Source organism: Bacillus sp. SRL337 (assembly GCF_984799155.1).
In genome coordinates this window covers 2,018,749-2,033,044 of the sequence record NZ_OZ481793.1, presented here as the reverse complement: position 1 = coordinate 2,033,044, position 14,296 = coordinate 2,018,749, and the positions used below count along the sequence as shown (strand labels likewise).

12 protein-coding genes are annotated in these 14,296 nt (G+C 42.8%); 2 read left to right on the top strand and 10 right to left on the bottom strand.

The window, feature by feature from the left end; genetic code table 11:
* Positions 1-363 precede the first annotated feature (363 nt).
* The 4 genes from AC4E8A_RS10020 to AC4E8A_RS10005 all read right to left on the bottom strand — a co-directional run bounded on the left by AC4E8A_RS10020 (position 364) and on the right by AC4E8A_RS10005 (position 3,549).
* Entirely contained in the window at positions 364-1,215 is an 852-nt protein-coding gene (locus AC4E8A_RS10020; protein WP_490198325.1) for a cation diffusion facilitator family transporter, read from the bottom strand.
* Positions 1,216-1,328: 113 nt separating this feature from the next.
* Complete coding sequence (locus AC4E8A_RS10015) at positions 1,329-1,754, bottom strand: disulfide oxidoreductase (RefSeq protein WP_490198324.1); 426 nt, start codon at positions 1,752-1,754, stop codon at positions 1,329-1,331.
* 2 nt (positions 1,755-1,756) lie between these two features.
* Positions 1,757-2,422, bottom strand: coding sequence for a thioredoxin domain-containing protein (locus AC4E8A_RS10010; protein ID WP_490198322.1), 666 nt, complete (start codon positions 2,420-2,422; stop codon positions 1,757-1,759).
* A gap of 446 nt (positions 2,423-2,868) precedes the next feature.
* Positions 2,869-3,549 (bottom strand): hypothetical protein, encoded by a 681-nt coding sequence (locus AC4E8A_RS10005; protein ID WP_490198320.1) that lies wholly within the window; start codon positions 3,547-3,549, stop codon positions 2,869-2,871.
* Positions 3,550-3,661: 112 nt separating this feature from the next.
* Between AC4E8A_RS10005 and AC4E8A_RS10000 the strand changes: the two genes are divergently transcribed.
* Positions 3,662-4,546, top strand: coding sequence for an ABC transporter permease subunit (locus tag AC4E8A_RS10000; RefSeq protein ID WP_490198318.1), 885 nt, complete (start codon positions 3,662-3,664; stop codon positions 4,544-4,546).
* Positions 4,539-5,558, top strand: coding sequence for a hypothetical protein (locus AC4E8A_RS09995; protein WP_490198317.1), 1,020 nt, complete (start codon positions 4,539-4,541; stop codon positions 5,556-5,558). The genes AC4E8A_RS10000 and AC4E8A_RS09995 overlap by 8 nt, the downstream gene beginning before the upstream one ends.
* Before the next feature lie 870 nt (positions 5,559-6,428).
* On the opposite strand, the gene AC4E8A_RS09990 is transcribed toward AC4E8A_RS09995, so the two are convergent.
* The 6 genes from AC4E8A_RS09990 to parE form a co-directional block, all read right to left on the bottom strand.
* Positions 6,429-6,614, bottom strand: a complete 186-nt coding sequence (locus AC4E8A_RS09990) for a hypothetical protein (protein ID WP_490198316.1) — start codon at positions 6,612-6,614, stop codon at positions 6,429-6,431.
* Between the two features lie 147 nt (positions 6,615-6,761).
* Positions 6,762-7,220 (bottom strand): staygreen family protein, encoded by a 459-nt coding sequence (locus AC4E8A_RS09985; RefSeq protein ID WP_490198315.1) that lies wholly within the window; start codon positions 7,218-7,220, stop codon positions 6,762-6,764.
* 77 nt (positions 7,221-7,297) lie between these two features.
* Positions 7,298-8,053: a hypothetical protein gene (locus AC4E8A_RS09980; RefSeq protein WP_490198313.1), complete on the bottom strand. Its 756-nt coding sequence runs from the start codon at positions 8,051-8,053 to the stop codon at positions 7,298-7,300.
* Positions 8,054-8,153: 100 nt separating this feature from the next.
* Positions 8,154-9,584, bottom strand: coding sequence for an alanine/glycine:cation symporter family protein (locus tag AC4E8A_RS09975; RefSeq protein ID WP_490198312.1), 1,431 nt, complete (start codon positions 9,582-9,584; stop codon positions 8,154-8,156).
* Between the two features lie 213 nt (positions 9,585-9,797).
* Entirely contained in the window at positions 9,798-12,227 is a 2,430-nt protein-coding gene (gene parC / locus AC4E8A_RS09970; protein WP_490198310.1) for a DNA topoisomerase IV subunit A, read from the bottom strand.
* Entirely contained in the window at positions 12,224-14,179 is a 1,956-nt protein-coding gene (gene parE / locus AC4E8A_RS09965) for a DNA topoisomerase IV subunit B (protein ID WP_490198828.1), read from the bottom strand. The genes parC and parE overlap by 4 nt, the downstream gene beginning before the upstream one ends.
* Positions 14,180-14,296 lie beyond the last annotated feature (117 nt).

Below are 14,296 nucleotides of genomic sequence, written 5' to 3'. Positions count from 1 at the left end.
ATAAACCTATAAGAGAACCCTCTTTAATCTCCCTTTTTTACTCAGTAACAAGAATAATACCGTAAGTCCAAAACCAAAGATTCCAACATATTCATCCAGCATACCTTTATGCTTTGTGAACATAAGAAATAAAGAAATTTTGACTGTTAACAAAAGGATAACAAGTGACAACACTCCAAAGTGATTTTTCATGTTCCTAGCCCTCTCCCTTTAGCTTTTCAAAAATTACTTTTCCAGTTAATTAAAAATGTATGTAGTAATTAGACAAAACACGAGTATTTATGTTTGGCAGAAACAGGGCGCAGCTGAGAACTTCCTATTTTGGTGGCCCCGCAATATAAAGAAGTGAACAGGGAATCCTGCTCACTTTTTCGGTGGATGTATCTCAATGATTGAATGAATGATATTTAAATCCGATACAATTTTTTTAACTTCACACTTTAGGTCTTCAGCATGTTCCACTGATAAATCTTCATTGAGCGATAAATGAACAGACATGGCGTTGTCCTCTCCGTCAATTGACCAGATATGCAGGTGGTCAGCCTCATGAACTGCAGCCAGGTCTTCTATCTTTGCCTGAATGGCTTCCAAATCAACACCTTCGGGGACAGCATCCAAAAATATTTTTAAGGTTTTGATCAATTTACGAGTCACATTAAAAAGGACAAAGGTTGTTATCGAAATTGAAAGAATCGGATCCAGGATGTGAATATCCTTAAATAACAACACACCGCTGACAATCAGGACGCCAATCCAGCCGAGCAGGTCCTCCAATAGATGCCAAGAAAGAACGCTTTCATTCATGGAACTCCCTTTATGTAGCCGCCAAGCAGCAAAACCATTCATTCCCACTCCCAGAACCGCAAGCCAAAGCATGCCTTGAGCATTTGGATGCGGGGGGTTGAACAGACGGGGAATCGCTTCTGTCAGTACATAAATCGAACCAAAGAATAAAATGGTCCCGCTAATCAATGCACCCAAAGCTGAGAACCGTTTATACCCAAAGCTGTATTTATGGTTACTTTCTTTTTTGGACAATTTTTGAAGATACCAGGAACTTCCCAATGAAACGCTGTCTCCTAAATCATGGACAGCATCAGAAAGAATGGCAATGCTGTTGGTCAAGAAACCACCTATGAATTCAATGATAGTAAATAGTAGATTGAGAAAAAACGCCAATCTCGTGTTGCTGGCAGCAGAATGCCTTTTAGACAAGTCCTCACATCCTTTTTCTTTTAGTACTATATGATTTTTTATACACCTATTTATAAGAAAGTAAACTTCAGTAAAAAATCCACCTCCGAATTTCAAAGGTGGATTTGCATGATTTATTTTGTTTTCCAAGAAAGGAATGTAAATATCGTAATCAAGAAAAACGCTGTAAGCGCAAGGAATGGAATCGTGATAAATCCAAGCCAGTTGATATATTCCGCGTTACAAGGCACACCGTTTGCGCACGGTTTGATGGCGGCAAATCCAGGCACCTTTTGTTCGAGGTAATGAAAGAGAGAAATTAACCCTCCGCCAATGGACATAGGAAGAACAATCTTTTTCAAGCCGATATCATTTTGAAAGGTGGCCACTCCAAGTATCAGAACCAACGGATACATGGCAATCCTTTGGTACCAGCAAAGCTCACAGGGTATAAAACCCCTGATTTCACTGAAATAAAGACTTCCGAGAGTAGCCATGATAGCAGTAAGCCAGGCTCCATATAAAAAGAGCTGGCTTTTATCAAGCTGTTTTGGCTCCATTTCTATTGTCCCTCTTCAATCAATTCTTTGATTCTATCATAATCATAAGGATCCTCTAATTTAGTTCCATTAATTATGATGGTAGGTGTTTGCTGAATATTAAATTCCTCAACAAGTGATTTGTCCACTTCTACCGCTTCAATACCGCTGCCTTGTTCAACATCCTGCTTTAATTGCTCAACATCCATATCAGTTGTTGCGCCAGCTACTTCCATCAGCTTTTCTACAGTAATCCAAGTTGTATCATGATCTGCAGTCGGCTGCTGATTGAATAATTCTTTATGAAACTCGAAATAGGAGTCCGGATCATTTTCGTAAACTGACTCTGCTGCCAGGGCGCTTAATGCTGATTCTTCACCATGGAATAACGTATTGATATAAGAGAAGTTCGCTTTCTCCGTATCAATGAAATCACTTTTTAATTTAGGATAAATCTGCTCGCCCCATGCTTTACATGCAGGGCATTTGAAGTCGCCAAATTCCACTACTGAAACTGGTGCATCTGCTTCACCAATGGTTGGCTGGTTTTCAGTTGCCGGATGGGACTCAAGTGCTTCATCCGTATTCTTGCTTTTATTTGTTAATAGCACGATTGACACAAGAAGAACCACGATAATAAGTGTGATGATCACAAGGTACTTCATTGGGGAAGATTTCTTTTTACTCATGTATTCACCTCTGCAAAAAATATTTATCACTATCATACCATGGATAAACTGATCGGATTGGCAAAAATGTTTTACATCTTTTCGACAAAAGCATCTTCCTATTTAAATAGCAGGAGCTTTTGAATGCCTATTCGAAAGTGGGGAGTTCATCTTCAGGCACAAAAAATGGTTTTTACAGGATCACATCCATCTGATCGAGTACAGTCAATGACATAGACAGTCTTCTCAACCCCTGAAAAAGAGATAGTGTATTGGTGAATCGCCGCCTCATTTTTTAGTGGTGAGTGACCAGGTGAAAAAGAAGTACTTACATTTCCTCTTTTAATCGCAACTGCTTTACAAATCTCTGGATCCTTCCTTGTGGGAATCTTGGGGAATGACAAAAAAAAGTGTGTTTACACCTATATCAAGAAGGCGAAGCCCAATAAAATGGACTTCGCCTTACCTCACTGAAATTCCAGAGTCACGTGATCTCCATTTGGTTCATCAGCTTTCATGATATTGACGGTTTGAATATAACCCTTCACAGGTTTGTCACCTCGAACCATTGAGTTTTCCGGATCTGCTTCCTCTAAAATTTGTATTCCTGCCATTTCATCGAGGTTTCCAGCTTGGTCGATCAACTGCTGTTTTACCTTTTCATCTTGACCTTCGGGCTTAAAAATCAATTCAAAACGATAGCGGGTCGAAGTTTCCGGCCTGACGAAGGTCTTTGGAATAAGCGTTCCATCCTCCTGTACGCTTGTGCCGATTCCGATAATGTTAGCTGGCACCTCATTAAGAGTCTGTGCGTGATTGTTTTCAATCTGTTCCACTGTGGCGTTTCCTTTATATACCTTCATTCTGATCATCAGATATGTTTCAGGCGGAAGGTCTGTATCTCCTGTCAAAACCATATTTTCTCCAGCTAAAGCAAGTGATGCATCTATCTTAAAGGCTGGTTCCTCTTCAGATTCTTCTGTTTCCACTTCTTCCTGTTCCTGCACCTGAACTGTTTGCCGGTGTTCCTTTTGGATTTCCTTCTGCTTTGTATTTTGCGCTGTCGGATCAAAGACAATTCTGCAGGCAGAGAGAAGCGAAATGGAGGATAGGATCAGGAGAATGAGAAAAACTCTTTTTCTGTGCATATTCAATCACCTTCGACGATATTTTCTGAATAGTGTTTACTATTTAATATCTTTATTGTACCATTTATATAGCGAAAATTGTATATTTTTTGAAGAAAAGGCAGGAGATTCTATGAAAAAAACATTGCGCACACCTCTTCATTTCGGCGTTGTTTTAATAGGATTGTTTCTACTCAGCGGGATCAGCGCTTTGTTGGATTATGATACAGAACTAGTCATTAATGTAGGAGCATATGGATTAAGGCTGTGGCAGACAATACTTGATTTATTTTCCCCTTCTTCGATCTTCGTCATTTGGGGAGCGGACGATAGAGAATACCAGATGCTAAATATTTTTCTTTCTACATATCCTTATTCATTCAGTATATTGTTCATTTCTTTCTTTGCAGCTATCATGATTTCGGTCATATTGAGTTATTTGATTATGATGCTGCCGAGGAATCTATACAGAGTTTCATTAAAAATTGTCAGCATCCTTGATGGATTACCTGATGTGTTTTTGGTTGTGTTATTCCAGCTATTTATTGTGTGGCTGTTTAAACAAACTGATTTCCTCTTATTCAATATATACGCCACTGGTGAGGAACGGATCTATACCCTTCCCGTCATTTGCTTGTCATTTTTGCCTGTGGTGTTCTTAATGAAGCAGTTCTTATTCCAACTTCAGGAAGAAGAAAGCAAGCCCTATGTAGAATTTTCATTTTCTAAAGGCTTTAAAAAATCGTATACTATTTGGTTTCATGTTTTCCGAAACGTCTGGATCCATTTTTTCCTGCATTTGAAGCCGATTTTCCTGCTGATGCTTTCCAACCTGCTCATCATTGAGGTCTTATTCAATATCAAAGGTTTCATGACTGTTCTGCTTAGAACGGCCACCTCGTCTGCACCTGCATTCTTTATTGGAATGCTTTTGATCTTCGTACCATTTTTTCTAGTGTTTACATTCGGTTCCTGGCTGCTAAAAAAATGGCTGAAAGGGGGAGAATACAATGTCTAACCTGAACACAATCCTCAAACGTTTGGCTGTCCCTGTTTTGATCATCACCGGACTTTTGGCGGCAAGTTTCATAGTACCAGTTCTATATCCTGATTATGATGAGATCACAAACTACCTTAAGGATGAAAATAATAAAGTGGTTGCTGCTCCGCCCTTCACTGCTGAAGAGATGCCGCTATTAGGAAGTGACAGGTTGGGAAGGAACTTTCTGCTGATCCTTATCGCAGGCGCCAAATTTACCATTTTTGCAGCACTTGCAATTGCAGCACTCAGGATGGTTTTTGGATTCTTATTCGCAGTCCTTTATACGTTTCTTCCAGTTTCATTTACCAGGACATTAAAAGGCTTAGGGGAGTCATTTCAATATATCCCACTCGCTATCGTCGTTTTTGCCCTGCTGGCACCTCTGGAGGGGGCATTCCAGGGAGATGCCCTTCCATCGAGCCGCTATTTCTTCATTCAACTGGCAGGTATAGCCGCTATTACGATTCCATCATTGGGGATCTATCTCGGTGAAGAAATGAAGATTTTTATGAAACAGGAGTTTATCGATGTCTCAAAGATCATGGGCGCAAACCGTTTTCATCTCGTCCGGAAACACCTCCTGCCCCAATTTTTACGCCATTCGATTGTGCTATTTTCTGAACAGGTTTCCCAGGCTCTCTCACTGCTTATTCAACTCGGTGTCATCCTAATGGCGCTTGGCGGTATCAAAGTGGCAGAATTTGCGTTCGGGCCTTATGACCCAAGCAACCCTGTCTATTTTTCTGAAACGAATGAATGGGCTGCGACCATCAGTATGAATATCCAGCAGGTATTCTCAAATCCCTTGCTGGTTGTAGTTCCATTATCACTATTCTCGATACTGATTCTTTGCATCAATTCTATCAGCGCCTCTCTAAAAAAAGCGTTGATTGATAGTGACGTAATTATTAGAAAGTCTGTGGAAGTAGAAGAAAATTCAAAAGAGAACGCGATTCTTTCCGAGGAGCTGTTTACGTTCAAAAATTAACTGCAACAAAATGAGGACAGTTTAATACTTCGGCACGAGTTCAAGCCAGGCTTGGCCTGTGATGTACAGCTACAATAAATAAACGTAGAAAGAAGCGGATTAAGTTAATCGGCTTCTTTTTGTTTAAAGATCTAGTCCAACTGTTTGGTCCATTATCCCTGAATCACGATCTTATTGGTCCATTTTGCCTTTTATTGGACCAGGGGCTCTCTTGGTTCCCACTCTCATTAGCCCATTTAAACTTTTATGGGCCAGGGCTTCTCTGAATCCCGACTCTCATTGGTTCATTTAACCATTGATTGGACCAGGGGCTCTCTTGGTTCCCACTCTCATTAGCCCATTTAACCTTTTATGGGCCAGGGCTTCTCTGAATCCCGACTCTCATTGGTCCATTTTTCCTTTTATTGGGCCAAGACCTCTCTGAATCCCCATTCTCATTGGCCCATTTAACCTTTTATTGGGCCAAGATCTCTCTGGGTTCCAACTCTCATTAGCCAATTTAACCTTTTATGGGCCAGGGCTTCTCTGAATCCCGACTCTCATTGGCCCATTTTGCCTTTTATTGGACCAAGGTCTCTCTGGGTTCCGATTCTCGTTGGTCCATTTTACCTTTTATTGGGCCAGGGCTTCTCTGAATCCCGACTCTCATTGGCCCATTTTACCTTTTATTGGGCCAAGATCTCTCTGGGTTCCCCTTCTTATTGGCCCATTTAGCAGTAATCTGGCCAGGGTTTCTCTGAATTCTGACTCTCATTGGTTCATTTAACCATTGATTGGGCCAGGGGCTCTCTCGATTCCATTCTCATTGGCCCATTTAACCTTTTATTGAATCTGAAGTTTATCTTCCAGTTATTTAACAAAGTTTTACAATCAATCCAAAGATAAAGCAAGACTGGCAAGCGGCTGGAGAGGACAGATTGAATGCTGACCGATATGAATTGAGTAACGGATAGAGCCAGCAGCCACCTGTAATATCCTGTCAATGATTTCATAGCACATGGCTGTGATGAACCAAAATAACTCAAGACAGCCATTGCATTTTGTGTAATCACCCAACCAAGCCTTATGGTCTCCCTAACTATTTCGTCAACAACCCGCCTCATTTAGCTTCATCCATTCTATCAGCATTCTGCTATATTTTCGGAAGAGAACCAAAAAAACATAATCAAAAAAAACTGAAGAGTTTAACCTCCCCAGCCGATTTTACCTTAATAAGTATTGCCTTGGTGTACCATAATATTTAACTTGATTAAAATCTGGATAGATGGAGTCAAAGCTCATATATATCGGTGCATCTAAGAGCCATGGGAAATAAGTGAAAAAATCATTATCTCCATTGACTATAGCAGTTAAAGCAAGCGGCAGTTCCTTTTGAAAGATCATGAAACGGACCTTTGAGAGGTTCTTATCAAACTCTCCGCTGCTCACATATACTGTCCCCGAAAGCGTATACTGCCCCATTACTCTCACCCATTCAGCCAGTACTTCATCCCGCATCATTGCATTCACCTTTGAAAAGTCATAAACCCAGCCGACACTAAGAAAAAGCTCCCCAGTAGTATCGGAATGGGTCAGTGTATATTTACGGCCATCCATCGGATTAAAAATGGAAGCTGGAGGAATAAACGACACCGCCAACTTCTCTGGTTCTAATTCACTCAACGTAAGCCACCCCGCCTTATTGAAGTGTATTGCTTACATTAAAGTATGAAAATAGCCCAGATGTGGTGCTCTTCCTCTTATAACTCCTCCCATTGAATATCAGTCAAATTCCATTTGCCGTTCTCATAATACCAATAGGAATAAACATCTCCCACTGCATCCGCCTGATAGGCACCACTTACCCTTTGGACGCCTCTCAATCCTCTTCCTTCTTCTCCTTTAATCTTCACGGGTTCAAACATCGCATAAGGAATGACCATCATCTCCGTCGGCTCATTCAATTTCCCATCCTGAAAGATACCCAGCCGTTCATAGTCTTCTTTTCTGTTACTCAAATTAACTGTAAAGGATTCATTTGTGTCATTGAAGGTAATGATGCCTTTGTACCCATTCTCAAAATAGGCTTCGATCGACAAATCTGGCGGCATGGCGATCTCTTTCTTCTGACTACCGGCCAGTGTGTATAAACTATAATTATAGAGACCTCCGCTTCCCCCAGTGGCTGAAGATTCCAGCAGATCCCTTACACCATCATGATCAAGGTCAACAAATTCAATTTCCGGCTCATAACCGCCCTCATAGTCAATCCTGAATTCCTTTTCTTCTGAAGTCTTAATTTCCGCCCAGATTTCCTTGTAAAATAATGCACCAGGTTCAAAAGGTTTGCCCCATAACGTAATAGTGTCCTTATTCTTATCTCCAGTTACATCCTCTTCGTAAGTGACAATTGCCATGACATTCGGCCGTTCGTGTTCTTCGGCAAAATTTCCGGCAATGGCATGCAATGACATGAAAAAGAAAGCCGCAAATGCAAACAACAATTCCTTTCTCATTTTAACCACTCCTTTTGAACTGATTTTTTCTTATGTTCTCCAGAAGAGGGAATTATATGTAATATAAAAAAGCGGATGATTTTTCATCATCCGCTTCAGCCTATTTGTTTCTTTTTCTTCTTTCTTCTTCCGGCATGGCATCCCAGGATTCAATCCCTTTCAGTCCAGGTATGGAGTTTGAATAGAAGACTGGATCTTTTCCATCTTTTTTCTGACGGCGATAATCTTTTAAAGCGGCAACTGCAATTTTAGCAAGCAAAGTGATTGCAATCAGGTTAATGATCGCCATGAATCCCATCGAAAGATCGGCAAGGCCCCATACCACTTCGAGCTCTACCGTCGAACCGAAGACAACCATTCCCAATACAGCAAGCCGGTATATAAAGAGAGAGACACGACTATATTTAATAAATTCAATATTGGTTTCACCATAGTAATAATTTCCGATAATGGAACTGAATGCGAACAGGAAAATCGCAGTAGCAACGAAGAAGCCTGCCCAGTCACCAACATGGTGTGTCAATGCGGCTTGTGTCAAACGAATACCATCCAGATCACCAGTATACTGGTTGGATAAAATGATAATGAAAGCTGTAGAGGTACAGATAATCAATGTATCTGTAAACACCCCCAATGTCTGAATCAAGCCTTGTTTGGCCGGATGTGTCACGGCAGCAGTCGCGGCAGCATTCGGAGCACTCCCCATTCCCGCTTCATTGGAAAACAGCCCGCGCTTGATTCCCATCATAAGGGCTGCTCCAACTCCACCGCTGACCACTTCCCGAATTCCAAAGGCACTTTCAAAAATCAAGACAAACATGTCAGGAATTGCTGTAATATTCACAATCAAGATAAATAGCGCCAGCAAAATATATAAAATAGCCAATATCGGAACCAGGATCTGAGTGACATGAGCAATCCTTTTGATTCCTCCGAATATAATGACAGCTGTCAGTCCTGCCAGGATCAGCCCGATTGTCATTTTACTAAGCCCATATGTCTCATTGACGGCTATGGCAATCGTATTGGATTGCACCGAATTGAAGACAAGACCGAAGCTGAAAGTGATCACGATGGCGAAAATGATTCCCATCCAGCGTGCATTCAATCCTTTTTCCATATAATACGCCGGGCCGCCCCGAAAGCCATCTTTATCTTTCACTTTGTAAATCTGAGCAAGTGTACTTTCCACAAAGGAGGTGGCTCCCCCCAGCAAAGCAATCAACCACATCCAGAATACAGCTCCTGGACCGCCCCCTGCAATAGCCGTCGCGACCCCTGCCAGATTTCCAGTGCCCACCCGGGAAGCGGTCGATACTGTAAAAGCCTGGAAGGAGGAAATCCCTCTCTTTCCCTCAGCTGAAATGGTCGCTTTATCCGTAAGAAGGCGGAACATTTCTCCGATATAGCGGAATTGAACCAGATTCAGCCGGACTGAAAAATAGATACCCAGTACGATGAGACCGGCAATCAGTATGTAACTCCAGATAAACGTATTAAGTGAGCCGGTTATGTTTGTAAAAAAGTCCATTGTCATCCTCCTGCAATCAATATAACGAAAAACATCCCTTGGTTATACCCTTGCTTCACAAAGATAAAACCATCGGGTGAAAAAGGTAAGAAGCAGGCATGGATATGTGCCTGCTTCTTGATATTCTATTATAGGGCTCTTCTCATAAACCTTCTTACTTTCTTTATAGAACTTCACAAGAATCTAACACCCATTCAGAAGGAAATGAGCTTATTATAATGAGGAACGGGGCTCAAGCCATATCTTGATGACTGAACCGCTTTCTCCCTGATCGAGTACGAATGAGCCATTCGAATAACGATCATTGTTCCTGAAGTTGGAAACCTGGACAGTTTCGACATGCCCTTTTTTCGTCTCCAGTGAAATCGCATCGATTTCTTCGACGATTTCCATTCCGGCCAATCGATGTGGATTGGACTTAAGTTCACGAAGCATCACGACACCGCGTTTTGCTCTTGATGTCTTTTCGAACTCAGCCAATTTCATTTTCTTCACAGCCCCGCGCTGGGTGGCAATCAGGACAGTCTGAGATCCAGGGCTTGAAATTGGTTTCCCTGCAACGACAAAGTCCCCGTCTTTCAAGTTGACTCCTTTCACTCCTGCTGCTCTCGGTCCCACCACGCTGACTTCTTCTTCGTTGAACCATAATCCATAACCAAAATGAGTAGCGAGGAACAAATCACTCGTTCCATCCGTTACATGGACATCGATCAATTCATCATCCTTCTTTAGATTGAGGGCCACAAGCGGACGAGAGTACCTCTGTGCTTTATACTGGCTCAATAATGATTTCTTGGCCATCCCGTTTTTGGTGATGAACAGTAAATACCGGTTTTCATCGAATTCTTTTATTGGCATAGCTGCAATCAGGCTTTCATCCTTATCGATTGAAATGAAGTTCGCAACATGCTGCCCAAGGTCCTTCCAGCGGATATCCGGCAGTTCATGAACAGGACAATATAGGTAGCTGCCCTTGTCTGTAAACAGCAGAAGCACATCTGTTGTATTCATTTCCTGCTGAAGCAAGATCCTGTCCGTCTCTTTCATCGCCAGATCCTGGCCATTCGAAGCAGAGAAGGAACGAAGGCTTGTACGCTTGAGATAACCGTCTTTTGTTACAGTCACCATCACATCTTCATTGGCAATCATGACTTCCAGGTTGACCTTGATTTCCTCTATTTCTGCTTCAATTACAGAACGTCTGGCATCTGCAAATTGTTTTTTGACCGCTTTCAACTCTTTCTTGATGACACTTAATAATTTGTGTTCGCTTTCAAGGATTGCCGTCAGTTCATCAATACGGTTTGCCAGTTCCTCTGCTTCCTGTTTCAAAGCTGTAATGTCTGTATTCGTCAGACGGTATAGTTGCAAGGAAACAATTGCTTCTGCTTGTGCCTCTGAAAAATCAAACTTGGCAATCAAATTATTTTTTGCATCTCTTTTATCCTTTGATGCACGGATAGCGGCAATCACTTCATCTAGAATCGAAAGTGCTTTCATCAATCCTTCAACAATATGCTGCCTGTCCTTCGCTTTTTTCAAGTCAAACTTGGACCTGTTCGTCACCACTTCTTTCTGGTGCTCAATGTAGGCATCCAGCAGCTGGCGGAGCCCCATCAATTGCGGTCGGCGGTTGTGGATGGCCACCATATTGAAGTTATAAGCCACTTGCAGGTCAGTATTTTTGTATAGAAACATAAGGACACCATCTGCATCCGCATCCTTCTTCAGCTCGATTACAACACGCAGGCCGGTACGGTCAGTTTCATCCCTTACCTCCGCGATTCCTTCTACTTTCCGATCCATACGGAACTCGTCCATTTTTTTTACTAGATTCGCTTTATTGACTTCATAAGGTATCTCGGTGATAACAATCTGCTGCTTGCTTCCGCGGATATCTTCCACTTCAGCCTTGCCCCGGACAACGATTTTTCCTTTGCCTGTTTCGTACGCTTTCTTGATCCCTTCAATTCCTTGAATGATGCCTCCCGTAGGAAAATCCGGTCCTTTGATTGCCGTCATCAACTCATCCACAGTTGACTCGGGCTTATCCATGCGCATGATGACCGCATCGATTACTTCCCCCAAGTGATGCGGGGGGATGTCTGTTGCGTAACCAGCAGAAATACCTGTCGATCCGTTTACCAGAAGAGCCGGGAATCTGGCAGGAAGCACAGTTGGCTCTTTTGATGTATCATCAAAGTTTGGTATAAAGTCTACCGTATCCTTTTCAATATCTCGAAGAAGTTCCGTAGATATCGCCGAAAGCCGTGCTTCAGTGTAGCGCATGGCTGCTGGTGGGTCTCCATCGACGCTTCCGTTATTTCCATGCATTTCCACAAGAAGATTCCTAAGCTTCCACTCCTGGCTCATCCGGACCATGGCGTCATAAACGGACGTATCACCATGGGGATGATAGTTACCGATTACGTTACCAACAGTTTTGGCAGACTTCCGGAATCCTTTTTCATGCGTATTCCCTTCCACATGCATGGCATAAAGGATCCTGCGCTGAACCGGCTTCAAGCCGTCACGTGCATCAGGCAGTGCACGGTCTTGAATGATATATTTACTGTATCTCCCGAAACGATCGCCTAGTACCTCTTCTAAAGGCAGGTCCTGATAGCGTTCTTGAGTTGTCATAAATTGCCCTCCTCTGCGACCGATACATTTTCATTTTCCAAAATACTGCCATCGTCTTCAAGCCCGAAAGCAACATTGCTTTCAATCCATTTCCGGCGCGGTTCGACTTTATCACCCATAAGAGTCGTTACTCTGCGTTCGGCTCTCGCAGCGTCATCGATTTTGACACGGATGAGCGTCCGGGTTTCAGGATTCATTGTCGTTTCCCAAAGCTGGTCGGCGTTCATCTCGCCAAGGCCTTTGTAACGCTGGATCATATAGCCCTTGCCGACTTTCTTGATAGCACCATCGAGTTCCTCATCAGTCCAGGCATACTCAATGACTTCTTTTTTTCCGCTGCCTTTACTTACTTTGTAAAGCGGCGGAAGCGCAATATACACTCTTCCATCTTCAAGCAATGGCTTCATATAGCGGTAAAAGAAAGTCAAAAGCAGGACCTGTATATGTGCACCGTCTGTATCGGCATCAGTCATGATCACGACTTTATCGTAGTTGATATCGCCAATATTGAATTCCGGCCCTACACCGGCTCCGATTGCGTGAATAATTGTATTGATTTCCTCATTTTTAAAGATATCCTGCAGCTTCGCTTTCTCGGTATTGATGACCTTACCCCGTAAAGGCAGGATAGCCTGGAATTTCCTGTCACGGCCTTGTTTAGCTGAGCCGCCTGCAGAATCACCCTCGACAAGATAAAGTTCATTTTTCTGTGGATTTCGGGACTGGGCCGGAGTCAGCTTGCCGGAAAGAATCGTTTCTGACCGTTTTCTCTTCTTACCGTTCCTGGCGTCTTCACGTGCTCGTCTCGCTGCTTCCCTGGCCTGTGCAGCCCTTATCGACTTCTTGATCAGCAGGGAACTGGTATCCGGATTTTCCTCGAGGAAATAAAGCAGATGCTCCGAAACAACAGCATCCACTGCAGATCTTGCTTCACTTGTTCCAAGTTTCCCCTTTGTCTGTCCTTCGAATTGAAGAAGTTCCTCGGGAATACGGACAGAAACAATGGCGGCAAGGCCTTCACGGATATCCGTCCCTTCCAGATTCTTGTCTTTATCCTTCAGGATTCCCGCTTTTCGTGCATATTCATTGAACACACGAGTCATGGCTGTTTTCGAACCCGCTTCGTGTGTCCCGCCGTCCTTGGTACGGACATTATTGACGAACGACAGGATATTCTCTGAAAAGCCATCGTTAAATTGGAAAGCGAACTCCACTTCGATACTGTTATGTTCTCCTTCAAAGAACACAACCGGATGGATGCTGTCTTTCTCTTCATTCAGGTATTGAACGAATGCCTGGATCCCGCTTTCAAAATGAAATACATCCTTTTGATCGTGCCGTTCATCGACAATCGTAATCCTGAGACCCTTGAGAAGAAAAGCCGATTCCCGGAGACGTTCACACAATGTGTCGTAGTTAAAGGATGTCACACTGAAAATGGATGGATCCGGTTTAAAACTGATCCTTGTCCCGCTTTTTTTGGTTTTTCCCACTTTTTCGAGTGTCGTTTGAGGTTTTCCTCCGTTTACAAAGGTCTGCTCATAAACATAACCATCTCTCATGATGGTCACTTTCAGCCACTCGGAAAGGGCATTCACGACCGATGCCCCTACACCATGCAATCCTCCGCTTGTTTTGTAGCCTCCCTGCCCGAATTTACCCCCGGCATGGAGAACAGTCAGAATGATCTCGGGTGTGGGTTTCCCAAGCTTATGCATGCCCGTCGGCATCCCACGTCCGCTGTCTTCTACACTCATGCTGTTATCTTTATGTATAGTAACAGTGATTTCATCTCCGTATCCCGCTAACGCTTCATCTACAGAGTTATCAACGATTTCATATACTAAGTGATGCAGGCCCCTGGCGTCTGTGGATCCGATATACATACCCGGTCTTTTTCTGACCGCTTCAAGACCCTCCAATACCTGAATCGCATCATCATTGTAATCCATGCTCTGATTCCTGTTGGCCACGAACATTCCCCTTTCAAAACTTATCTCTGTCTAATTAAAGTGCTTTATTTTATATAAAAGAACATTTGTTCGCCCTTTTATTTTACCACAGTATCG

Excerpts from the sequence above, each read along its gene's own strand:
- AC4E8A_RS10015 (WP_490198324.1), bottom strand. The coding sequence starts at position 1,754 with ATGGAGCCAAAACAGCTTGATAAAAGCCAGCTCTTTTTATATGGAGCC.
- AC4E8A_RS10010 (WP_490198322.1), bottom strand. The coding sequence starts at position 2,422 with ATGAGTAAAAAGAAATCTTCCCCAATGAAGTACCTTGTGATCATCACA.
- AC4E8A_RS10005 (WP_490198320.1), bottom strand. The coding sequence starts at position 3,549 with ATGCACAGAAAAAGAGTTTTTCTCATTCTCCTGATCCTATCCTCCATT.
- AC4E8A_RS10000 (WP_490198318.1), top strand. The coding sequence starts at position 3,662 with ATGAAAAAAACATTGCGCACACCTCTTCATTTCGGCGTTGTTTTAATA.
- AC4E8A_RS09995 (WP_490198317.1), top strand. The coding sequence starts at position 4,539 with ATGTCTAACCTGAACACAATCCTCAAACGTTTGGCTGTCCCTGTTTTG.
- AC4E8A_RS09980 (WP_490198313.1), bottom strand. The coding sequence starts at position 8,053 with ATGAGAAAGGAATTGTTGTTTGCATTTGCGGCTTTCTTTTTCATGTCA.
- AC4E8A_RS09975 (WP_490198312.1), bottom strand. The coding sequence starts at position 9,584 with ATGGACTTTTTTACAAACATAACCGGCTCACTTAATACGTTTATCTGG.
- parC (WP_490198310.1), bottom strand. The coding sequence starts at position 12,227 with ATGACAACTCAAGAACGCTATCAGGACCTGCCTTTAGAAGAGGTACTA.
- parE (WP_490198828.1), bottom strand. The coding sequence starts at position 14,179 with ATGGATTACAATGATGATGCGATTCAGGTATTGGAGGGTCTTGAAGCG.